General features: G+C 48.9%; 18 protein-coding genes and 1 tRNA gene. 4 read left to right on the forward strand and 15 right to left on the reverse strand.

Annotated elements, in window-relative coordinates; translation table 11 throughout:
- Window positions 1–1,231 precede the first annotated feature (1,231 nt).
- The 5 genes from H6F88_RS30735 to purH form a co-directional block, all read right to left on the reverse strand.
- Window positions 1,232–2,131 (reverse strand): DMT family transporter, encoded by a 900-nt coding sequence (locus H6F88_RS30735; protein WP_190646629.1) that lies wholly within the window; start codon window positions 2,129–2,131, stop codon window positions 1,232–1,234.
- A gap of 82 nt (window positions 2,132–2,213) precedes the next feature.
- Entirely contained in the window at window positions 2,214–3,056 is an 843-nt protein-coding gene (locus tag H6F88_RS30740) for an AraC family transcriptional regulator (protein ID WP_190646630.1), read from the reverse strand.
- Window positions 3,057–3,087: 31 nt separating this feature from the next.
- Window positions 3,088–4,560 carry a glutamine synthetase gene (locus H6F88_RS30745; RefSeq protein ID WP_190646752.1) on the reverse strand — a complete coding sequence of 491 codons (1,473 nt, stop codon included), beginning with the start codon at window positions 4,558–4,560 and terminating at the stop codon, window positions 3,088–3,090.
- Between the two features lie 370 nt (window positions 4,561–4,930).
- The gene (locus H6F88_RS30750) at window positions 4,931–6,898 is read right to left on the reverse strand and encodes a hypothetical protein (protein ID WP_190646631.1); all 1,968 of its coding nucleotides are present in this window, start codon (window positions 6,896–6,898) and stop codon (window positions 4,931–4,933) included.
- 571 nt (window positions 6,899–7,469) lie between these two features.
- Window positions 7,470–9,032 (reverse strand): bifunctional phosphoribosylaminoimidazolecarboxamide formyltransferase/IMP cyclohydrolase, encoded by a 1,563-nt coding sequence (purH, locus tag H6F88_RS30755; RefSeq protein ID WP_190646632.1) that lies wholly within the window; start codon window positions 9,030–9,032, stop codon window positions 7,470–7,472.
- Between the two features lie 104 nt (window positions 9,033–9,136).
- Between purH and H6F88_RS30760 the strand changes: the two genes are divergently transcribed.
- Entirely contained in the window at window positions 9,137–9,793 is a 657-nt protein-coding gene (locus tag H6F88_RS30760; RefSeq protein WP_190646633.1) for a dienelactone hydrolase family protein, read from the forward strand.
- Between the two features lie 81 nt (window positions 9,794–9,874).
- Window positions 9,875–10,087: a DUF2555 domain-containing protein gene (locus H6F88_RS30765; RefSeq protein ID WP_190646634.1), complete on the forward strand. Its 213-nt coding sequence runs from the start codon at window positions 9,875–9,877 to the stop codon at window positions 10,085–10,087.
- Here H6F88_RS30765 and moaC read toward each other — a convergent pair.
- Complete coding sequence (moaC, locus tag H6F88_RS30770; RefSeq protein WP_190646635.1) at window positions 10,072–10,608, reverse strand: cyclic pyranopterin monophosphate synthase MoaC; 537 nt, start codon at window positions 10,606–10,608, stop codon at window positions 10,072–10,074. The two genes, H6F88_RS30765 and moaC, sit on opposite strands and share 16 nt — an antisense overlap.
- A 36-nt stretch (window positions 10,609–10,644) precedes the next feature.
- Here moaC and H6F88_RS30775 point away from each other — a divergent pair.
- Window positions 10,645–10,718, forward strand: a tRNA-Arg gene (locus H6F88_RS30775).
- A 79-nt stretch (window positions 10,719–10,797) separates the two neighbouring features.
- Here the strand turns inward: H6F88_RS30775 and H6F88_RS30780 are convergent.
- The 4 genes from H6F88_RS30780 to H6F88_RS30795 form a co-directional block, all read right to left on the reverse strand.
- Window positions 10,798–12,030: an MFS transporter gene (locus H6F88_RS30780; protein ID WP_190646636.1), complete on the reverse strand. Its 1,233-nt coding sequence runs from the start codon at window positions 12,028–12,030 to the stop codon at window positions 10,798–10,800.
- An 81-nt stretch (window positions 12,031–12,111) separates the two neighbouring features.
- Window positions 12,112–12,273, reverse strand: coding sequence for a hypothetical protein (locus H6F88_RS30785; RefSeq protein ID WP_190646637.1), 162 nt, complete (start codon window positions 12,271–12,273; stop codon window positions 12,112–12,114).
- A 226-nt stretch (window positions 12,274–12,499) separates the two neighbouring features.
- Window positions 12,500–13,078 carry a hypothetical protein gene (locus H6F88_RS30790; protein ID WP_190646638.1) on the reverse strand — a complete coding sequence of 193 codons (579 nt, stop codon included), beginning with the start codon at window positions 13,076–13,078 and terminating at the stop codon, window positions 12,500–12,502.
- 550 nt (window positions 13,079–13,628) lie between these two features.
- The gene (locus tag H6F88_RS30795) at window positions 13,629–14,861 is read right to left on the reverse strand and encodes a DUF4336 domain-containing protein (RefSeq protein ID WP_190646753.1); all 1,233 of its coding nucleotides are present in this window, start codon (window positions 14,859–14,861) and stop codon (window positions 13,629–13,631) included.
- A gap of 195 nt (window positions 14,862–15,056) precedes the next feature.
- Here H6F88_RS30795 and H6F88_RS30800 point away from each other — a divergent pair, with 195 nt between their 5' ends.
- Entirely contained in the window at window positions 15,057–16,127 is a 1,071-nt protein-coding gene (locus H6F88_RS30800) for an aromatic ring-hydroxylating dioxygenase subunit alpha (protein ID WP_190646639.1), read from the forward strand.
- Window positions 16,128–16,146: 19 nt separating this feature from the next.
- On the opposite strand, the gene H6F88_RS30805 is transcribed toward H6F88_RS30800, so the two are convergent.
- From H6F88_RS30805 to H6F88_RS30825, 5 genes are all read right to left on the reverse strand, one after another.
- Entirely contained in the window at window positions 16,147–17,217 is a 1,071-nt protein-coding gene (locus H6F88_RS30805) for a type I phosphomannose isomerase catalytic subunit (protein ID WP_190646640.1), read from the reverse strand.
- Between the two features lie 67 nt (window positions 17,218–17,284).
- A complete protein-coding gene (locus H6F88_RS30810) occupies window positions 17,285–18,175 on the reverse strand; it encodes an NAD(P)-dependent oxidoreductase (protein ID WP_190646641.1) in 891 nt (296 codons plus the stop codon).
- A gap of 205 nt (window positions 18,176–18,380) precedes the next feature.
- Entirely contained in the window at window positions 18,381–19,382 is a 1,002-nt protein-coding gene (locus tag H6F88_RS30815) for a ribose ABC transporter permease (RefSeq protein WP_190646642.1), read from the reverse strand.
- A complete protein-coding gene (locus H6F88_RS30820) occupies window positions 19,379–20,980 on the reverse strand; it encodes a sugar ABC transporter ATP-binding protein (RefSeq protein WP_190646643.1) in 1,602 nt (533 codons plus the stop codon). Before H6F88_RS30820 ends, H6F88_RS30815 begins: the two co-directional genes overlap by 4 nt.
- A gap of 123 nt (window positions 20,981–21,103) precedes the next feature.
- Complete coding sequence (locus H6F88_RS30825) at window positions 21,104–22,099, reverse strand: substrate-binding domain-containing protein (RefSeq protein WP_190646754.1); 996 nt, start codon at window positions 22,097–22,099, stop codon at window positions 21,104–21,106.
- Window positions 22,100–22,381: the final 282 nt, after the last annotated feature.

Here is a 22,381-nt window from a genome sequence, read left to right on the forward strand (position 1 = left end):
GCGCCAAGGATAGTAGGATTCGAGAAATTGTCGCCTGCACTGCTTACACTTGTAGCATTGTCTCCCTCGACGATGCCCGTTCTTAGCGACTTGAGTTGAATTACATTGAGGACATTTCATTCTTCTATCATGCCAAACCAAGCATTACCCTTGCAGCAACGCCGGAAAATCTTTTGACGCCATAGGCTTAAGCCTTTTACTTAATTTTTGGTTATTTACGATTATTGTTCCCTAGCAAGCCAGTTTGTCATCAAGTGAAATGACTGATGAAAGGAGGCATTTAGCATAGTTGCTTACGTGAATTTGCTGATTCAAGAGAGAAAAAGTTACGCTAAGCTCGTTATTTTTCGCAGTGACTTCTCGGCAAAGAAGAACTTGACTATAAAAGTTAATTGAATGAGAAATTCAATAAGAGTTGAAAACATTTTGAAACCGTTTTGTTTCCTGGGTAAGGGTTAGTATTAATCACACTAACCTTCAACAGTAGCGCTGGTAGATCAAGAACTAGTTGCTTGACTGGTTTATTTCTAAAAATTCATCTAATTACAATAGGAAACTCGCAATATCAGCCACGTGGCTGAGTTGAAGTCTGAAGAATTGCATCTCAAAAAATCAGAATCTCAAGACCAAGCTGAAAGAACTAGGTTGAAATGCGGTAGGCAATTAGCTTTATGAAGCTAATGGTTTGAGTTCTACTTCTCTAAGTATTTTTCGAGGAATTTTTTGATATAATTCTAGTTCTTTGTCTCAACAAGTTCTTGAAATTTTATTTCACTTGATATGTCATGGAGGAAATACTTTGTGCCTACGTTCTACACAAGATTAAGAATTACCACCTCATCTATTCCGGCTTTTTCTAACTGACGTTAGTATGTTCTAATTCGGTTGACTCAAATCCCTTTGGGCTTTTGGTTGTACTAGTGTCTGACAGCAGTATTTTGTCTGCTTTTTTTGAATGACTGCGCTGGCAGTTGTGTTTACACTACTCATTTTGAGGCTGTTCAAGCTTTGGATTAATCCCTATTTCCTGCTAACTAGCGATCGCCAGTTATCTTTGCTCAGTTATCCTTGGAAAGTTAAGTAAACCCTCTTTCCTACTTTATTAAAACATCCTGAGATTATGCTGACCGATCTTCTCCTAAGGCTATGCGTTTAATGCGATCGGCTATACCTCCCAGTACGTGCTACATCCCCTCTTCACGCTGGGAAAGAAGGAGATACATGGAACCTGCTAACGGTTAGTTAGGGAAACACCGAGAACGACACATAAACCGCCGAGGATGAGTGTTGGTGTAAGGGGTTCGTTGAGCAAAAGTGCTGCCAGGATGACTGAGATGACAGGCACCAAATTGATAAAGACGGCTGCTTTGGCGGCACCAATGAGTTTTACACCCTCGTAATACCAGCAAAAGGCAGCAACGGTTCCTAACAATGCCAGGTATAGAATTCCGAGCCAGACAGAAACAGAAAAGGTTTGCCAGCTTTGGAGTAACCCTTCCCGTAAAGCAGGTATGAAAAAGATGGGAGTTCCAATCAGGCAAGCGTAGGTGGTAGCAGCAAATGGGGAGAGTGTTTTCATTACCTGTTTGCTCATCAGGGTGTAGATCGTCCAGGTGATAACGCAGCCTAGCAAAAACCAGTCTCCAGAACCAATTCTTTGCGCTAAAATCGCCAGTGGATTTCCTTGAGAAATCGCGATCGCGGCACCTGTGAGTGCTAGAAAGATGCCGATCAGCTTAAACGGAGTGAGTTTATCTTTTAGAAGTAGGGCTGCACTGAGAGCAATGACAGTGGGATTGGTTGTGACGATGAGAGCAGCTCGGCTTGCATCGGTGGTCTGTAGTCCTAGGAAAAAGAAGGCATTGTAGGCAAAGATGCCACTGAGCCCAAGAATGACCAGGGGCAATACTTGCTGCGATCGCAGGGGCGGCAGTCGCCCTTCTTGTTTGATTGTTAATAGCAGGAGACAGAGAGTGGCGATCGCATATCGCCAAAACGCAGCAGTAAAGGGGGCAACTGACTGCATTAAAACACGCCCCACGATAAAGGTTGCGCCCCAAATCACGGTCATTGCTGCTAGCTTGATAAAAATCAGCGTGGGGGGTGTAGAGTTGTCGGTTGATTTGCCCATGAAGCACCTCCTGTTCTCGATTCCCTTACTATCGAGCAATCTTTAGCAGGTGGTCTTGTACGATCTTGGGGACGGGTAACTTCTAATGGTTGAGTAGTTGTCCGGGTGTGCAGCCAAGAATTTGTTTGAAGCGGCGCGTTAGATGACTTTGATCGAAAAATCCGGTTAGGTAGGCAGCTTGGGCGATCGCCTCTCCTGCTAAAATCAACCTTTTTGCCTGATGGACCCGTACTTGATTGAGGTAAGTATGAGGTGGTAACCCAACCGTGGTACAAAACACCTGTGCTAGATGAAAAGGGTTTAGGTCAACCAGTTGAGCAAGCTGCTGAAGCGATATGTTACTTGCGTAATGGGCTTCGATGTATTCTCGAACCTGCTTTACAGCCCAATGTTCTTGTTCTAAATGTTTCACATGAGGAGCATTTTGGGCTTGACGAGTCAATACCTGAGCTAACACAGAGAGCAAAACGGTTTCCCGCTCAAGCCTTGAGCTTGTCTCGCTCAACAGTTGATGCAAAGTTCGCATCGTTTGAGCAAGCTGCGGGTCATACACGATTGGTTCTGGAAACCAACAGTTGCTCCAGGAGCGATCTGCTATTTCTGTCGCAACATGCTGTAGAACAGTTGGCGCAACGTAGAGGGCTCGATACTTCCAGCCTGCTTCGCTCAAAACTTGTCCGGTATGGGGTTCACCTGGATTGAGCAGTCCGAGATAGCCAGCCGGAGAGGCATGAACACTTCCCTGATACCAAAAAGCCCCGACTCCACCCTCAATGATGCTGATGGCAAAGCCGTCATGAGTATGACGGCTAAATGAGTGAGTGAAATAGTGGGCGTGAAGGATATCAATCCCTGCAAGGTCGGGATCTTGCCAGAGTTTGGCGCGATCGCGCTGCTTTCTTTGAGAGGTAGGGGAGTGTGGCATACCCCTGATGATATCTAACTTGAACGAGCAATTAGGGCAAACAATCAATGTAATTTTCCATGTCCCAGTTGCTGGTGGTAGCGAGGAAGCGTTCCCATTCATCGCGCTTGTACCAGGTGTAAACGTCGTACATTTCTCCAGGAAGGGCAGATTTGATCACCTCATCGGCAGCTAAGCGATCGAGCGCTTCACCCAGTGACATGGGTAGTTTTTTCACTTGTTTTCCAGCTTCCATTGCTTCGTAGAGATTGCGATGTTCTGGTTCACCGGGGTCGAGGTTGCGTTTGATGCCATCGTCAAAGGCTTTGAGAATTGCTGCTGCCATCAGGTAAGGATTCACCATTGAATCAACGGCTCGATATTCAAACCGACCGGGAGCGGAAACGCGCAAGCCACAGGTGCGATTCTGGAAACCCCAATCGGCGTAGACGGGTGCCCACAGTCCGGTATCCCAAAGGCGACGATAGGAATTGACAGTTGAACAACCGATTGCTGTCAACGCTCCCAAATGCTCTATCACTCCACCAATCGCATTCAGCCCAATTGGCCCTGGTTTAGTTTTAGAGCGTTCAGGGTCAGGTAAGAAAGTATTCTCACCGTCTTTGAGATAGCTGAACGTGCTTGCCATTCCTGGCAGCGATTCATAGCCAAAATCTTTTACCTGTGCCTCACCGCCATACCAGAGCGACAGGTTATGGTGACAGCCGTTTGCGGACACGCCCATGAAGGGTTTGGACATGAAGCAGGCAATCAGGTTAAATTCGCGTCCAACCTGAGCGCAGATTTGGCGATAGGTGGCGAGGCGATCGCACGTTTTTAACGCATCATCAAAAGTGAAATTAAGCTCTAGCTGTCCTGGTGCGTCTTCGTGGTCGCCCTGGATCATGTCCAGTCCCATTGCCTGACTGTATTCAATCACGCGCAAAAACACGGGGCGCAATTCTTCAAACTGGTCGATGTGATAGCAGTTGGGTTTGGTTGCACCGCCATCGGGTAAACCATCTGCGCCTTTTTTCAGCCACATCATTTCGGGCTCGCAGCCGTGCCGTAGGTGCAGTCCGTTGTGGTCTTGCTGAAACTGTTCGTGAATTCGACGGAGATTGCCGCGACAATCAGAAGTGAGATAAGCTCCCGCGTCCACTGGCTCTTCCCGGTTGCGGAAGCAGGTGCAGAAGACTCTAGCAACGCGATGATCCCAGGGCAATTGGCAGAAAGTATCGGGATCAGGAATAGCGACTAGTTCTGAAGCTTCTGGTCCGTAACCGATGTAGTTGCGATGGCGATCGAGGTATAGGTTGGCGGTCGCACCGTAAACAAGCTGAATGCCGCGATCGGCGATCGCCTCCCAGTGGTCAGTGGGCACGCCCTTACCCACAATTCGCCCCGTAACTGAAATGAACTGGTAGTAGATGTATTTGATCCCCAGTTCGTCAATCTTGGCACGTACCTGCTTCACCAGTTCAGCCCGCCCTTTTTTGGCAACGTAAGCTTCTAGCTGGGTCAGAGTATCGGTTTTGGTTAAGGTTCCAGTCACGGTTTATGCCTCCAGAGACGCTAGAGAGTCTGTTGGTAGTAAACCGAGCTTGTTATAACAACTCTGTATTCAGAGATACGTTGTGATGACTTTTATGCAGGTGTAACAAGACGAGTGCAGGGTAGAATAAAAGGTGAAAGCCAAGACTCACAAGGGTTTTGCTGTACCGCTCCACTCTACATTTAATTCGATCGCCTTCTTGTAGTTGTCACCATAAAAAGTTGAAGTATGAATTTTAGTAAGGGTGCCGCGTAAAGCGCGGCACCCTTACTAAAATTCATACCTGGATTGAGAACGTCAATTTTCTTTTGGATCTTTTAAAGATGATGCGTGTGCTTCGTCAAACCTGAAGCTCAAACAGCAATTCGCGGGAGGCAGGGTTTTCTTCCCACTTTTCGGGAGGACTCCATAGCGTTACTCTGTAAAATTGAACGGTCACGATTTCATTTGATTGGTCGCTGTTACGAGTTGCCACCTGCCAAAGTGCTTTTAAGCGGTCTTCTTGCCCCATGTCTCTATCTATTACTAGTGATTCTTCGCTGCCTGTCAGAATGTGCCTGACCATACCCCGGTAGCTGTTGAACGGAATTTCTTGTTTCAAAGTTTGGTTGAGGTTGATTATTTCGCCTGATGCTCCTAGAGGAACAATTTCAAGCGTTTGTCGCTGAGCTCCGAGGATAACTTCAAATGTGGGATAGCAGGCGAAGGGCCAGGCTGACTTGATTCCAGCGATGCCAAAGGGGACATTGACGAAAATTAGAAATGTGCTGAGCACAACCAGTGTGCGCGATCGCCACACTTGATTAGCTCTAAAGTCGTCAAGATTAGAGGTAGTCTGGCGCAGATCACAGGTTCTAGAGCCAGTCATGGTGCAATAAATGCGATCACAAACTGCAAGAACGGGAGGAATATACAGCAGTGGCAAAATTGGCCAGAAAATTGGCACTCGGAACGACAGCGCCCGATAAGCTGCAAACCCTTTCCAGGTGCTTTGACTAACGACAGTATGTACATCTGCAAGAATACCGCCAGGGTCAAGCCAGGTCAGATTGTGAGCTGCTAGTGCTGGCTTATCCAAAGCATTGACGTAAGTAATGCGATCGAACAAGTCAAATACTCTTATAGTGGCGATCGCGCGACGAAAGAGCTTGTCGTTGCCGTTGTACACCACGTACATATCCCTTGGATAAAAACGTAGACCAACCCACTTTAGAAGCCCATACCAATTTACAAAGCTGACATAGCACACTTGCAGCGTCCAGAAGCTAATCCGCATAATAAACTCGACAGCCGAGTGAAACGAGAAGCCGATGAGCGCAATCCAAGGACGAAAGCGGGGTAGAAAGACCAGGAAAATGAATGCAGCCTCAAATAGGATGGCACTGAGAGCCATTGGCATAAACAAAGCAGGATAGTTATCAACTCTGAAACCTGGTACCCAATGGTTTTCTAGCCATTTGCGATAAAGATGATATCTAAAGTTATCGGTAAATACCCAATCCAACCCAGAGATCCAGAACTTTCGCACACCCGGAAAGAAGTAAACGCTGCCAATAACCAACCAGACAAACCGCAGCGGTAGAGCGTAGGCTTGAGAAGCAGCAGGTGGAGCTACAACTCCCCGGTCAGCTCGCTTCCAGGCAGCAAAGACTGCATCGCAAGAGAAATAATCACCGCAGCGACTAGCTGCCAAAATTGCCGCAATCCATATGAGATGGTGATAATGGCCCACATTGCCGTAAAGCTGAGGAATTCCTAGGGCATAAACTCCAACGATTACGGTTACCCATGCAGAAATGCTAGTAAATAGACCAATTAAGGCTGCAAAACTAGCAAGGAAAAGTAGGTAACACGCAAATCTTGCTAATGGTTCATTAATAGGAATAATGGGAGTTAGCCACTCTAGACCAAAGGGTGCAACTCTCAACTCAGCGGGTAAACGGCTTAGTCTAAGGGTCGTGCCCAAATCAATCCATTGGCACAGTGCTGCAAAGAAAAAGATGCGAAATACTGCCAGGTTGAGAGGATAGGTTACAGCATTAAAGAAGTTGCTGAAAATTTGTTGACTCCACTCACGGTTATGAGTGGCAAGCAGCAGCAGGTAAATAAACAAAAACACAAAACCAGTGCGTGAGAAAGCCAGTCTAAATTGCTGCCCAAAGTTATTGGCAATCGTAGTGGAGCCAAATTCTACTGGCAAAAAGAAGTAAGATACAAGTCCCGCTGCAAGACATAGCGCAGTTAATAATGCCGTAATCCATAAAACTCTTTCATTGAGAATTTTTGGAAGGTTTTGCTGTATTTGCATTGTCTTTGATCCCTCGTAGGTAGGGTCTGACAGAGTTAAAAGAAATTGAAAACGAATCCTGCTGTTGCTTTTATTCGATGAAAGCTTATACCAACTTGACTTGGAGCTTGCACAGAGTCTTCCCTTTGCAAATAGGGCTTAAGGCTCTGTGCTGTTTAGTTTCAGGAAGAATTAGTGTCACATTCCCTAGTTGAGCAAAGACATAGATCAAATAGGGTCATTTGAGCAGTTGTGCTCGTTCTTAGCAGCTCCGATTTGGAGCCTAGGAAGGATAGTTAGGTTGGGAAGTGTAAAAAGATGATTGAATGAAATGTATGGCAGTCTCAAACTTTTTATGAGATGAACAAATTGGGAGAGGTGCACTCTGCCGAAGCATAGATCTCCCAGGGAATTTAGGATTTTTCAAAGTAAAATGCTAGCGGTAGCATAGCCTATCTAAAGTGTCGATTTGTATAATTAACATATTGATTTATGCCTGTTTTCATAAAGATTAGAACAAGGAAAAGGCTGAGGGTTAACCCTCAGCCTTTTCCTTGTTCTAACTTAAACACTCAGTGCTATAACTGCTTGCTTAGTGTAAGAAATGGCGTACTCCGGTGAAGATCATAACCAGTCCCAGTTCGTTTGCCGCCTGAATAGAATCTTGGTCGCGCAAGCTGCCTCCAGGTTGGGCGATCGCCTCTATCCCCGCTGAGGCTGCTAGCCGCACAGAGTCATCAAACGGGAAAAAGCCATCGCTGGCTAGAGTGGCTCCTTGGGTGCGATCGCCTGCTTGCTCCAGAGCGATTTTGACAGAACCGATGCGATTCATCTGCCCGGCTCCGACGCCGCGTGTGGTGCGATCGCTCGTGACGACGATAGCGTTGGATTTAACGTGTTTTGCCACTTTCCAGGCAAACATGAGTTCTTCTAGCTGCTCTGTGGTGGGTTGGCGTTCTGTGACGACGCGCCAGGTTGTTGGGTCGGTGAGGTAATCGTCGCTTGATTGAACGAGGAAACCACCTGCGATCGCCTTTACCGTTTCAGCTGCGCCTCGATTTAGGTCAGGTAAAATCAGCACTCGCAGCTTTGACTTTTTCGTCAAGATTTCTTCAGCTTCGGGGTCGCAGCCTGGAGCGACAATACATTCTAGAAAAGTTTGGGTCAGGGCGGTGGCGGTAGCTGCATCAATGGAGCGACTGAGCGCAACAATTCCACCAAATGCTGAGGTTGGATCGGCATTTAATGCTTTCTCGTAGGCTTCTGACAGACTATTCCCGACTGCTACACCGCAAGGGTTGGTGTGCTTTAGAATTGCCGCTGCTGCCGTCTCAGAAAATTCCGAAATAATCCGTCGAGCTGCTTCTAGATCAACCAGGTTGTTGTAACTCAGTTCCTTGCCCTGGAGTTTTTGAGCCGCTGCCCAACCAGAAGGAACTGTTCCGGTTTGATACCAGGCTGCGGGTTGATGTGGGTTTTCGCCATAGCGCAAAGTTTGCACCTGCTGTCCTGACAGGGTGAAACGTTGGGGCAAAGTTTCTTGCTCCCCATCTGATTTGCTTTCGGTTGTCTGGCTGCTGAGGAATTGGGCGATCGCCTGGTCATAATTCGCCGTGTGCCAAAAAGCTTGTTGAGCGCAGGCTTGCCGAAATTCTAAAGAAGTTTCCCCGCCCTGTTGGCGCAATTCTTGCAGGTAACTGTCATATTGCGACGGATTGCACAAGACTGCCAGATGAGCAAAATTTTTGGCAGAAGCTCGCAGCATAGCTGGTCCACCGATGTCGATTTCTTCGATCGCCTCCGGCAGCGTTACTTCTGGTTTGGCGATCGTCTGCTCAAACGGGTAGAGGTTCACCACGACTAGATCAATCGGGCGAATTTGGTTTGCTTCCAGGTCTGCCAGATCTTGGGGCAGATCTCGCCTTGCTAAGATGCCGCCATGAATGCGAGGATGCAGCGTTTTTACCCGTCCGCCCAAAATTTCAGGCGATCCGGTGTAGTCAGAAACTTTGGTAACTGGAATGCCAGCCTGTTTCAACACCTGAGCCGTTCCGCCGCTGCTGAGCAGATCAAACTCAAATTCTTCTACTAGAACGCGGGCTAGTTCAACTAACCCGGTCTTATCCGATGTACTCAGCAATGCCAGACGCGCCATGATAGCCCTACCTCTGGGTAGTCAGTTTTTTGTGCATTTCCCAGGATAGGTGGAATTGCCGCTTCTGTGAAATATGATTACAAGAGCAAAATTACTTAACGCGGATGTCTTTACAAGCGATCGCTCTTCCCTCTGCCATTAACCCGCCTCAAGGCTTGTTTGTTGCGCTGCACGGTTGGGGCGCAAGTGCTCAAGACGTGGCGTCGCTGGCTCCAATGCTGCGTTTGCCTGGCTACCAGATGCTTTTCCCCGATGCACCATTTCCCCACCCCTATGCGCCTCAGGGCAAGATGTGGTACAGCTTTCCGCAAAGCTACACGTTTCAGAGCAACGTCTTTGGCAATCAGCCTGACTTAGCCAAAAGTAGACAGCAGCTCACAGAATGGCTGAAATCCTTGCCTGAAATTACTGGAATTCCTCTTTCCCATACCATCTTGGCGGGGTTTTCTCAGGGAGGTGCGATGACGTTGGACGTGGGTACACAGTTACCATTAGCAGCCCTGATGATTTTGAGTGGCTATCTCCATGCTCCCCTTGCAACACAAACTTCACAATTCCCGCCTATCCTCATGGTGCATGGCAGGCAAGATCAGGTGGTGCCGCTGCGGGCCGCACAGCAAGCGCGAGATAGCCTACTAGGACTAGGGGCAACTGTGCAGTATCACGAACTAGATATGGGGCACGAAATTCGACCAGTAGTCCTAGAGCTTATGCAAAACTTCATCCGCGAGAAGGTTATAAAGCTGGGCGAGAAAGCGTAGAACGACATAGGATATTAGAGAGAATTGCATCTGTGATCCTACCGGGGTTACTGGGCACGGATGTTTCTAAGGGGGACCGCCATGAAGACACTGCACTTTTCTGCACCTAACCTTGCAAAGTTCACTGAAACAGAAGTGGCTGAACTAGCCAAACGGCTAGAGCAAGACGAATACACAGACGCTTTTGAAGGGCTGAACGACTGGCACTTACTGCGGGCGATCGCTTTCCACCGTCCGGAGATGGTAGAACCCTACCTTTATCTGCTTGATTTGGAAGCCTACGACGAAGCCTGAGTATCACTTGCTGTTTCGCTGATGTAATCTCCCGATTTGCCGCCAGTCTTACTGAGCAGGTGGATTGCCTCAATTTGAATTGATTTTTCCAACGCTTTGGCCATGTCATAGAGCGTCAGTGCGGCAACTGAAACGGCTGTTAAAGCCTCCATTTCTACGCCCGTTTCTGATTTTGTTTTCACTTCTGCTTGAATCTGGTATCCAGGCAAATCCGCGTCTGGTGAAATCTGCACTTCCACCTTTTGTAGGGGAAGTGGGTGACAGAGTGGAATCAGTTGAGCGGTTTGCTTGGCTGCCATGATTCCTGCTAGCCTTGCCGTGCCCAAAACGTCTCCTTTCGGGGCATTTCCCGACTGGATAGCAGCAAACGTGGTTGGCAGCATTCGCACTCGGCCAGCGGCGATCGCCCGTCGCACAGTTGCCGTTTTTGTTGACACGTCTACCATTTGAGCCTGCCCCTGCTGATCGAGATGGGTCAGGGATGGCTGGGAAAAATCGGAGGGGAAAGAATTTCTTGTCATGGCGTTCAGTTATGATAGGATAGTAACTCGAAGCAAGGGCTTGTAGCTCAGTGGACTAGAGCACGTGGCTACGGACCACGGTGTCGGGGGTTCGAATCCCTCCTAGCCCGTCCAATATGTTTGATTTAGGGGATTGGTAACACCAATCCCCTATTTTTTTGCTGTGCAGGGTTTGGTATTGCTAAACCGCTACTTGATCGCATAAACGTCCTCGCCGCGTCCGGTAGCAAATCGGAAGGAATGTCCTAAGCTTTTGCTCGATAGGGTAAGGAAAACGATCAGACTGAGGAATGCTAGCCCTGCGGTCAAACCGAAGACATTTTTGTAGCCCGTCTGAGTGGCGATCGCTCCTGCAATGGGTCCGGCGATCGCAATTCCCACATCAAAGCCAACCATACACAAACCAAAGACTTTGCCTCGCTCATTAGCGTGCGATCGGTCTGCCATCAGCGCTGAAATCATCGGGATTAGCGTTCCTGAGCCTGCACCCTGTATGGCTCCAGCTAGCAAAAACGAAGCGGCACTGTTTGCCTGCCACAGCAACATCATTGCTGTGGTGTAAAACACCAAGCTGAGTGTGATGAATGGACCTCGCCCGTAGCGGTCAGAAGCCCGACCCGCAACGATGCGAATGCCGAAACTGGCGATCGCCGCTGCAGTATAGAACAATCCAACGTTCAGGTTTACTCCAACTTCTTTGATAAATAGCGGCACAAAAGTACTGAGTGTACCGAATGCTAGCCCGATCAACAGCAGCACGGTAGCTGGAATCCGAATGCGCGGACTACCGAGCATCTGCCAAAACTGACCAGACGGTTGAGCTGACGATGGATCAAGTGGGTGAACTGACTCAGGTTCCTGAATCCGGGCGGTACAGATCCAGCCCAATCCGCCTAACGCCGCTGCTGCTAAAAACATTGGCTCATAGCCAACCCATTCCTGTAGAAATCCCCCCATTGCTGGACCTAACGCCAGCCCTAGCGGATTGACTAAGCTCATGTAGCCAATCAGTTCGCCCCGATGCTCGACGGGCGATAGGTCTACGACTAAGGCAGTGTAGGCTAGCGCAAAAGCAGAAATACTGATGCCGTGAAAGGCTCGAATTGCTATCAATAGCGGAATTGAGTCGGTAAGCAAATAGCCGAGGGGGGCGATCGCCACCGCTGCAATGCCAATTAGCAGAACTATTTTGCGTCCCCGGCGATCGGCTAGTGTCGCCAGACTAGGACGAGACGCTAACAGCCCGACTGCAAATGCACCCATGACAATGCCAATGTCTTGGCTGGTACCTCCTGCATCCTGAATGTAAAGCGGTAAAGTTGGCAAAAGTGCCGCTAAACCTGACCAAAATAAAAGCCCCGCTGCAAACAGCACTAGCAGATCATGCTGTAGCTTCGGGCTAAGAGTCTTCAACAGTTTCAAAATTTTTAGTCCGTTTAACGAAGCAATTCCTTTGTTATCTTCTTTTAATCATGAACAAAGTCAAACTACTTTGCAGCTCGCCTAATCGACTTTGCTGCTTTTGCACGGCGCATCGTTTGAGTAAGTTGCTAGTTCTCGATAGCCTGTCGTCTCATCGAGTTCACGTTTGAAGTTAATGCTTATCGTCGATTGCTGGTTGGGTAGCACACCTGACTTACAGCCATTTTCCGATGGGTAAGCCATAGCGTGGGGGTCGTTCGCGAACGCCCCCTACAGGGATTTGTGATTTATCCAGGTGGAAACGGCTGTAAGGGCATAGCATTCGAGCAGAAACCTTGTCTGTGACAGAATTTATTTGCCGAACGCTGTGCCCCTACGGGGTACTGGAATAAAACTTGAGCGCGAAACCCGTGATTTCGCGCTCAATAGTGACGTTAGTGACGTTATAAATTTAGGTGGACTGCTCCCGTTACCAGAGGGCGCGAGGGGCAGGGGGTGGCGTGGCTGGCGTAGAGGTGACAGGCACAGGAGTAATTCTTTCTGGCTCTGACACGGGTAGTGGGGTCGTTTCTTGGCGGACGGTTTCTCGTTCTACGATTGTTTCAGTTTCACTACTCTCGCGGACGGTTTCTTGCTCAGTTTCGTCTACCGTTTCTGCCTGAGTAGTTTCGTCTGGTTCGTCAACACGGGCTTGCTGCACCGTATCGGGAGCGAGCGCCACATTCACAATGTCGTTGCCCGGTGTCGTTGTCACGAGGACTTCATCCCCAGGTCGGAGGCTGCTGAGAACCTGCGGATTGACATTAGGCAGCGTGCGGTAGGACCCGTTGGCTAGTCGGACTCGCACGTCTCCATCGTTAGAGACGCTGACGACCTCAGCCCGTACTTGGTTTAACCCATTGGCTGGATTGACTTGTACTTGACTGATGAGCTGTCCATCGGTCTGATCAGCGAGGGGAAGGGCGATCGCCTTCTCTGAAAGGCTTAGACCAGCGGCGATCGCCGTCAACATTGCGCCACCTAGCGCGACTCGCTTACGTAAACCCATGATCGAGAATTCTCCTAACGTGATTTGCGGTCAAAGTCAAAATTCGCTTAGTGCAGTCCAGAAACCGGGCAATTAACGCAGTTCACACAATCCACATGAATCACACAATTCACATGAACAATTCGCATGAAATTATTCGCAGCAAAATACTGCACGACTGTGCAAATTGCGCCACACAGTTAGACAGCTAGCTGTCTGTAAACGGTGTAGACCTATTTCTGCTTGCGTTAAAGCAATTGAGCTAGTTAAAGGCAGTGCAAACCCTGTAGGGAAGGGGTCGGAGCGTTAAATGCTAATAAAACATTGTTTTTCCAAAGCGCCCTGCTCTAGTCTAATTCCTTAAATATGGATGTCAAAGCTTGAAGCTTCGGCAGAATCGCTCTTAATGACGATTTTTGGCATAAATTCGCAAAATTTTCCTTTATAACAAAATTAGGCTCTCTGCATAAAGCATTTTTTGAAGTGTGAATGGTAGCGCAGTGGAATCGCCATTCACATAGGAGAGCTATTGAGCAGGGTGAAGTAGGTATAAGACGAGTGTTCCCGTCTCTCAAACTTTCTCTTTAGCGGGTGGAGTAATGCCGGTTTTGCTTAAAGTCTTGTCGATTGTCCTGAGAAATTCAAGGTCTTCTTGTGGCAATGCAGCGCTGTGATTGAAGGGTAAATCTTCAGTGACAGGCTGTTTTTCCAGAAAAGCAAATGCTTGCCGAAACTGTTCGGGAGTGGCTTGAATGGGTGCGTCGAGGTGGCAGGGAATAATTCGCTGAAAATTCCAGCGAGCTATTTGGTTAGCCCAGTCCAGCGTTTCCTGGGGGGCGCGGTTGAGAATTAGCGTTTGCAGAATCGGCGCGACGAAGAGTCGTCCATTTCCCCGGAGGGCATCAAATGATCGCTTCCAGTCTGGCTTCCACTGAAACGGGAACCAGCCGAAGAGGGCTTTTCTGGAGCGATCGGGAGCTTTTAAGGCTTCTCGAAGCGATCGCCACGTCTCTGTGACTTCTAAGGCATTGGGCTGAAAGTAGAACGCAAACAGGGCTATTCGCTGCCATCCCTTATGACGGTTGGCTTCAGTGTCCTGGATCGGCTCGAACGGGCTGTCTTTAGCGTGAAACAGCAGCGGATAGGGGTCGAGTTGGACAACGGCGGGCGGGTCTTCGGGCACAGAGAGGACGGAATCGGTGACGAGTAGGGTGTGCGATCGCCGATGAAACAATGCCACCTCTTCAAATTTGCCTGGGCCAAGCTCAATCGGACCTAAAGTGGCATAGTCAAATTCCTCAGCGAAAGGTGCTTTGCTGCTGTCTTGGGGCAATTCCTGCGTCCGTTTTGCCGGAAACCCCAGCCAACTCAACGGTAGATTGAACGGAAAACTCCACTGATTTGGGGCAATGAAAACCTGCGCTGTGGGAAATTGTCTGGCAAACGGACCAACAAAGACTTTATGCTCTAGCCCTGAAATAGTTGGCAGGATGATGTACTTTACATCGCTGTGCACGGTAACCAATTCCTTAACCAGACGAATGCATTCTGGAGTCGGCGCGACCGGAGCATAGACCAATAGCCCGCCTTGCTCAAGCTTTACGACCGTCATCCGAATGGGCACCGTGACGTAGAAGATGCCTTGAATCTGATCAAACGTCCAGACCGTTTCAGGCACTACTTCCTGACGAATGGTTTGTCTCTTACCGTAGGGGTAAAGCGGCAAGGTAAACCAAAACCGCCAGCGAAAATCCTCAGCCTGGTTGCTCAAGATTGCCTCTTTCTGTATATCTTGCACGTTCATCGTGGCTCTATCCACGCCCTTCTCTCTGAACTTAACTCTAGTTTCTCATGGGCGCTGCTGGTTCTGAGTACAAAATTGAATAGAACATTGAATAGAACGCAGTGAGTGCAAACCTTTTGTATGTAGAATCACGAAATTCCCCGGAAACGCTGCTTATACTGGGTCAATCTTGATTCACATCCAATGAGTACAATTATGCTAGTTACCAAGCAGCCTGTATTTCAGCGATTTTGGTATCCGGTTATCCCAATGCAGCAGTTGGCAGATGGCCCTAAACCGTTTGTGCTGTTGGGGCAACCGATTGTGCTGTGGCTAGATGCATCAGGAAAGCCTGCGGTAGTGCGCGATCGCTGCTGTCATCGCACTGCTAAGCTCTCTCTGGGTAAAGTGGTTGAAGGCAATATCTGCTGTCCTTATCACGGCTGGGAGTTTGACGGATCGGGAGCTTGCGTCCACATGCCCCAATCTAAAGACGGCGCAATTTCTTCTAGCTATAGAGTAGATGCCTATCGCTGTACAGAACGTTATGGCTATGCTTGGGTGTGTTTAGGGGAACCCCTGGCTGATATTCCTGCGATCGCTGAAGCGGATGATCCAACTTATCGTCTAATCCATGAGTTTTACGAACCTTGGAAATGTGCAGGGCTGAGGGTAATGGAAAATGAGATGGATCTAGCTCATCCTACCTTTGTTCACACCACAACCTTTGGCAGTGAAGAGCATCCAACTCCAGACTTTATTGATGTGACGGAAACGGAATATGGACTCCATGCTCACAGTGTGTTGGGTGTGGTGAATCCTGAGTTGCAACAGCAAAACCTAAAAATGAGTGACAGCATAACCTACCGCACACTGGATATGGATTGGTTTATGCCGTTTACTGTGTCGTTACGAATTGCTTATCCAAACGGGTTAGTTCATATGATCGTGAATACCATGACTCCCATTGATGATGGCACTTCTCAAATGGTGCAATTTTGCGTCCGAAACGACACCGAGTCCGAGACAAAAAGTAGTGACGTGGTTGCATTTGATCGCGCCGTTACGCTAGAAGATAAACTCATTTTGGAATCTACGGATTACGACGTGCCGCTCACGCTCAACAAAGAGCAGCACATGTTTACGGATAAACCAGGAATTGTAATTCGCAAGAAGATCGCGGCTTTGCTCAAGGCTCATGGTGAAGTGGAGCAAACCAGAGAGACATCTGGAGTGTCACTTCAGCCTCTGAACACGGTAGCTGATACACGAGTTAAGGTGTATTAAATTCCAATAGAGTAAAGTTTTACAAAAGACTCACTTCGCCTAAAGCTTGAATTTGTTGATCAGAGTATCCAGCAGCACGTAAGGGTTCAATGATACCTTGCTGGAGGTTGGGGACGTAGCAGGCGATCAGGCTAGCTTCAGAGGTGGTGGGAATAATGTGAGTAGGGGCGATCGCCGCTGGCAAAATGCATGATTCTCCTTTTTCTAGTCGCTCTGTGCCTCCCTCAAATTCAAGCTGCACTGCCTCTCCCACATTAGAGAGCGTGATACAGCGATGGGGATGAGATGGTTCTACGTGTGGTTCAGTCAGCGTCCAGCGCTCTAGCGCAAAATAGGGTCCGGCACAGCAAACAACCCGCTGATTTTTGCCTTCGGATAAGCGAAGTCCAGAGTTGGGATGAGAATTATAGTGAGTTCGCAACTCATCTAGAGCCGCATTGATGTTAGCGTGCCATTCCTCCTCACTATGTTTCCTTCCATAGAGGTCAGTTGGCATCACCATTTGCCCCAAGTCAGAGGTTTGCTGCACCTCAAACACCAGTGCATCCGGTCCAAAGGAGTGGATGATTCCTCCTGGCACATAAATGGTGTCTCCTGCCTGAATCGGATAGCGACACATCACCGAATCGTAATCCTGCGCCACGAATGCATCAAATAGCTGACTGCGGCTAAACTCACCTTTGAGTCCTGCCAGAATGGTTGCCCCCGGTGCAGCCCAGAGAATGTGCCACGCTTCGGTTTTGCCATTTGGCTCACCATGAATTCGAGCGGCTGTTTCATCATCAGCGTGGAGATGAACAGGCAACATGTGAGAGGCATCAATGAATTTTTCCAGTAGCGGAAAGTGAGGACCGCGCCAATCTTTTCCAACTAACTCGTCAGGATGAGCAAGCGTTAATTCATGTAGAGTTTTGCCCTTCAATGAACCATTTGTCACCGTTCCCGTGGTATCGCGGTAGTCGCTGATTTCCCAGGTTTCGGCAATGATTCCCTCTGGCAAATCACGCTTGCCGAGATGTTCAGGAATTAACCTTTCGCCAAAAACATAGTGCCGAATGTGAGCGGTGAGTTTGAGTGGATACCAGTTCATGGTGAGCAATGCCTCTATAAACCAAAAATTCTTGCGGGGCGGTTCGCGAACCGCCCTACGCTATGGCTTAAGTCTTGCCAACTGTTACGCCTGCTTGAGCTTCTAGTGCTTTGACCAAGGCAGACGCATTTTCTTCGCCCCAGCCTTGATTGACTGCCGCTTTTAAGTTTTCTCGAATGGCTGCTGCTGCCGGAATCGGTGAGTTCAGGTCTTGAGCAAATTGGGCGATTAGATTGGCATCTTTGAGCATCCATTTGAGGGCAAAACTGGTGCTAAAGTCGCGCTTCATCAGTGCCGCTCCAACGCCGTCGAATAGGGGCGATCGGAAGTCTACCACTCGCAACACGTCTAGCACATCTTGTGGATTAAGACCTGCCTTCGTTGCCAAAATGAGAGATTCTGCTAATGCTTCAATTTGAGCTGCCACAATCAAGTTGCCCGTCAGCTTCATTGCTGCACCTTTGCCCGTTTCACCCATGTAGTGAAGGGATTCGCTCAGTGGCTCCAGGATAGGTTTAACTTGCTCGAAAACTTTACGTTTGCCGCCAACCACGATCCAAAGTCCACCTGCTGCGGACTCATTTCTGCTGCCAAATACAGGCGCATCCAGGAATTCAACCTGCTTCTCGGCGTAGGCAGCAGCTTCGCGGTGACTGGTTTTGGGGTGAACGGTACTCAGGTCGATCGCAACTTGACCTGCACGAACACCTAACAATACGCCATCTTGCCCAAACACCAAACTTTCAACGGCTGCATCGTCACCCAAACAGTACATCACCACATCTGCTTCTGCAACAGCCTGGGCTGGGGTTTCTGCTTGAGTTGCACCTTGCTCAACCAGTGGTTTACAGCGATCGCCATGACGATTCCAAACCGTCAATTTATAGCCTGACTTCAGCAAGTTTTGGGCCATGCCGCTACCCATAATTCCTAGACCGAGATAAGCAATGTGTTGCATTTAGGGTTTGGGGGTTATGGTTTGGGGCTAGGGTGTGTTTTATGGAGTTTAGGGGAGTTTAATGTTTTCGGAGATCCCCCTAACCCCCTTAGGAAGGGAGACTTTGAGCGATTCAGTTCTCTCTTTATTGAGGAATTAAGGAGGATTAGAGGAAAAAGGCTGAAACACACCCTAGCCCTAGCCTCCAGCCCCTAACCCCTTCACCTCACGTCTGATACCGTGTCCTGAGTCGATCAATTGTCACCGCAATGATAATCACTAATCCTTTGACGACTAACTGCCAGAAGAAGGAGACGTTGAGTAAAGTTAAACCGTTGTTGAGCAAGGCGATGATCAGGGCACCGAGGAGGGTCCCCCAGATAGTGCCTATGCCACCTGTGAAGCTGGTGCCACCCAAGATGACAGCGGCGATCGCATCTAACTCATAGCCCTGACCGAGCATTCCAGTAGCGCTGTAGAGGCGGCTAGCACTCATCACGCCACCTAAACCAGAAAGCAAGCCACTTACGCCATAAACAAATAGCAGGACCCAACTCACTTTAATTCCGGTCAGGCGTGCTGCTCGTGAGTTGCCACCCACGGCATAAATGTGAGTGCCTAACACAGTACGCCGCAGGATAAACCAGCTTGCGATTATCGTTGCTAGAGCAATAATTACCAGCCAGGGAATTGGACCTAAATAGTAGTTACCAATCCAGGCGAAATTTATTTCCCGGTTGATTACCGTTGTACCGTTGGCGATCAGGTAGGCAAGTCCGCGTAAGCCCGTGTAGGAACCCAACGTGACGATAAAAGGCGGCAAATCTAGGTAGGCTATCAGCGCCCCGTTGACTAACCCCAGCCCCAAGCCTGCCAGCAGAGCTGCCGGAACAGCCAGCGCGCCCAGTCCTGGGATGAGGGAAACCAGTACAGAGACGACCGCCGTGACGCCCAAAATTGAGCCAACGGAGAGGTCAATTCCCCCTGTCAGAATTACAAACGTCATCCCAGCCGCCAGGACGATGTTAATCGAAGCCTGACGCACCACGTTGATTAAGTTGCCTGTCGAGAGAAAGTTGGGCGTGAGGACGGAGAACAAGATGCAGATAATCAGCAAAATCGGCAAGATACCTGCAAGCTGAAATAGGGTGCGAAGGGACTGACGCTTGCGGGTGCGGCGATCGCTCCTTCTTGCTTCTTCACTACCTCTTAGCTGGGTTTGACTCATGACTGGCTAACCTCCTTAGCTCCCGTAGCGTAGGCCATAATGTTTTCCTGGGTGATTTTGGTTCCGGTGGTGCCGCCGACTTCGCCGACCAAGTGCCCTTCGCGCATGACTAAGACGCGATCGCTCATTCCAACAATTTCCGGTAACTCACTGGAGATCATCAGAATCGCTACCCCTTGCGCTGCTAGGTCACTGATGATGCGATAGATCTCACTTTTGGCACCGATATCCACACCCCGAGTCGGCTCATCTAACAGCAGCACTTTGGGATTGATGGCTAGCCAGCGAGCCACTAACAGCTTTTGCTGGTTGCCGCCTGACAGGTCTATCGCTCTGGTCGCAGGACTGGCAACCCGAATTCCCAAGTTATTGATTGCATCAGCGGCAATCTGCTTGAGGACACCAAAGTTCATCACCCCTGCCGTGGATCGTTTGCCTAAAACATTCATGGTGATGTTTTGGCGAGAAGTCATTTCCAGGAAGAGTCCCTGATCTTTGCGGTCTTCGGGTACGTAGGCGATGCCATTGGCGATCGCATCTTTGGGGCTAGAAATGTGTAACTTCTTCTCATTCAGGAAAACCTCTCCTGCTGTTGCCGGATCAGCCCCAAAGATCAGCCGAGCCAGTTCCGTTCGTCCAGCTCCGACCAATCCTGCCAGCCCAACAATTTCTCCCGCGTATAGTTCAAAACTGGCGGGCTGGACCTTGCGTCCATCGGCTAGCCCTTTAACTTCCAAAACGGGTGCAGAAGGAGAAGGGGCGATCGCCTCTCCGGATGAATCCACTAATGAATCTGCTGATGTGCGGGATGATGAGTGCGACTTGTGTTCATAGAAATCACCCAAAGCACGACCCACCATCATTTGCACCAAACGCTCTGAAGAAATTTCAGACTTTTCTAACGTGCCAACGTACTCACCATCCCGCAAAACGCTAACGCGATCGGCGAGCCGATACACCTCCGCCATCCGGTGGCTGATGTAGATGATTGCAATTCCGTCATCTCGCAACTGACCAATTAGCCGAAAGAGCTGTTCCGTTTCCCGATCAGACAGGGCGGCAGTTGGCTCGTCCATCACCAAAATTCGGCTTTTGTCCTTCAGCGCTCTGGCAATTTCTATCTGCTGCTGTTCAGCAATGGATAGTGTAGACACCAGCGCATCTTCACCAAAACCGGCACCCAAGCTTTTCAACAGGGCTGCTGCCTCTTGCCGCATCTGATCACGCTGCAAAAACGTTGCTGCCTTAGTGCGCTCGTGCCCCATGAAAATGTTTTCCGTAACGGTGAGATTTGGCGCAACGTTCAACTCCTGATAAATCAGCGTAATGCCTGCCTTTCGGGCATCATTGGGGTCGGCAATACGAACCATCTCACCGTTAATTTGAACCTCACCCGTATCGGCAGTGTAAGCCCCTGCCAATATTTTCATTAGTGTGCTTTTGCCTGCTCCGTTTTCACCCATGAGTGCATGAATTTCTCCAGGGAAAACGGTTAGGCTTACGTCCCGCAACGCATACACACCATGAAAACTTTTACTAATGCCCCGCATTTGCAGTACAGGCTGAGTGGGGGCAGAAACGACATTACTAGTAGTCATAAGTGTTCTGGGTCATTGGTCATTGGCACTGATGTAGAGGTTGAGATCTCCAACTTCTTGAAGAAGTCGGAGATCCAAGCACTCTTGGTTAAAGGTCATCGGTTGCTAGGACAAATGGCGAAACTATTCGCTTGTCCAGCCTTTGTACTGGTCTATGTTGTCTCTGGTAATCAGTTCTACCGGAACGAGAACTGTTGATTCTGGAGGTGGGTTGCCCTGCACAATGTCATTGCCTACCTCAACCGCTGTAACTGCCATTTGGAAAGGATCTTGAGCTGCCGTTGCCACAAACAAACTATCCTCATTCTTGAGGGCATCAACGGCTTCGGGCGCACCATCTACCCCCACGATGAAAAACTCATCTCGCTGGGCTTGTTTTGCGGCTAGCTCTGCCCCAATTCCGGTGGGGTCATTGATGGCAAATACAGCATCAATATCAGAGAAGGAGGTGAGCAAATCACTCATCACCCTCAGTCCACCTTCACGACTGCCCTCCGCGTTCTGATCTTGGGAAAGGATGTTGATGTCAGGATATTTTGCCAGAACATCGGTGCAGCCATTTACCCGGTCGATTACCGCAGACACAGGCGGACCATTAATAATGACGATATTGCCTTGACCTTCAATGCGATCGGCAATGTACTGACAAGCTAATTCGCCTGCCTGAACGTTGTTAGACGTGACGGTTGCGTCTACGCCTCCTTCAGCCGCCACGTCAACGGCTATTACTGTTGCACCTGCCTGCTTTGCCTGAATTACTGCGGGAGCAATTCCCTCACTGTCTGCTGCGTTCAGCAGGATCAAATCAACTCCAGAAGAAACAAAGTTTTCGATCTGGTTGAGTTGTTGATTCAAGTCATAGCCGCTTGAAACAACCGTTGTCTGTACGTTCTCACCGCCAAACTGCTTGGCTCCAGCTTCTGCCCCTTCTCCAACCTGAACAAAGAAGGGATTGCCTAGGTCACCCACCGTAACACCAACTGACGTGAGTTCTGCACTTTCCCCGTCTTGAGTGCCATTGCTTTGATTGCTTTGACTACCAGGAGGCTGGTCGGTGCAGGCAACTAAAGCGCTGCCAACTAATCCCGCTAAACTGATTGCGATCGCTACTCTCTTCACATTCGTCACCCAGAAATCGCCAGAAGAGAGCTAGATGAAAAACTAAATCTGCTAACGCATTTGTCTCTAAATCAAAGTTAGAAAGTGAGGCAAATCTGGATATCAGAAATTTGTTCGAACCAAAGTAAAGATATCTAACTTCTCAACTTTCAGAAATATTTGCTGTCTCACTTGAGGTAAATTTTTATCAACTCTTTTAGCCTTGCCTAGTCAAAAGATGCGTTAGCAATAATGCTTCTGACATTGTTTTAACAATAGCAAACTAAAACAGGTAATAAATCG

The sequence above is a fragment of the Oculatella sp. FACHB-28 genome (assembly GCF_014696015.1).
Lineage (GTDB): Bacteria > Cyanobacteriota > Cyanobacteriia > Elainellales > Elainellaceae > JAAUTN01.

Coding starts and splice junctions, on each gene's coding strand:
- H6F88_RS30765 (WP_190646634.1), top strand. CDS start 9,875: ATGAAGACACTGCACTTTTCTGCACCTAACCTTGCAAAGTTCACTGAA.
- H6F88_RS30785 (WP_190646637.1), bottom strand. CDS start 12,273: ATGGCTTACCCATCGGAAAATGGCTGTAAGTCAGGTGTGCTACCCAAC.
- H6F88_RS30805 (WP_190646640.1), bottom strand. CDS start 17,217: ATGAACTGGTATCCACTCAAACTCACCGCTCACATTCGGCACTATGTT.
- H6F88_RS30790 (WP_190646638.1), bottom strand. CDS start 13,078: ATGGGTTTACGTAAGCGAGTCGCGCTAGGTGGCGCAATGTTGACGGCG.
- H6F88_RS30750 (WP_190646631.1), bottom strand. CDS start 6,898: ATGCAAATACAGCAAAACCTTCCAAAAATTCTCAATGAAAGAGTTTTA.
- H6F88_RS30735 (WP_190646629.1), bottom strand. CDS start 2,131: ATGGGCAAATCAACCGACAACTCTACACCCCCCACGCTGATTTTTATC.
- H6F88_RS30815 (WP_190646642.1), bottom strand. CDS start 19,382: ATGAGTCAAACCCAGCTAAGAGGTAGTGAAGAAGCAAGAAGGAGCGAT.
- H6F88_RS30740 (WP_190646630.1), bottom strand. CDS start 3,056: ATGCCACACTCCCCTACCTCTCAAAGAAAGCAGCGCGATCGCGCCAAA.
- purH (WP_190646632.1), bottom strand. CDS start 9,032: ATGGCGCGTCTGGCATTGCTGAGTACATCGGATAAGACCGGGTTAGTT.
- moaC (WP_190646635.1), bottom strand. CDS start 10,608: ATGACAAGAAATTCTTTCCCCTCCGATTTTTCCCAGCCATCCCTGACC.
- H6F88_RS30820 (WP_190646643.1), bottom strand. CDS start 20,980: ATGACTACTAGTAATGTCGTTTCTGCCCCCACTCAGCCTGTACTGCAA.
- H6F88_RS30800 (WP_190646639.1), top strand. CDS start 15,057: ATGCTAGTTACCAAGCAGCCTGTATTTCAGCGATTTTGGTATCCGGTT.
- H6F88_RS30810 (WP_190646641.1), bottom strand. CDS start 18,175: ATGCAACACATTGCTTATCTCGGTCTAGGAATTATGGGTAGCGGCATG.
- H6F88_RS30760 (WP_190646633.1), top strand. CDS start 9,137: ATGTCTTTACAAGCGATCGCTCTTCCCTCTGCCATTAACCCGCCTCAA.
- H6F88_RS30795 (WP_190646753.1), bottom strand. CDS start 14,861: ATGAACGTGCAAGATATACAGAAAGAGGCAATCTTGAGCAACCAGGCT.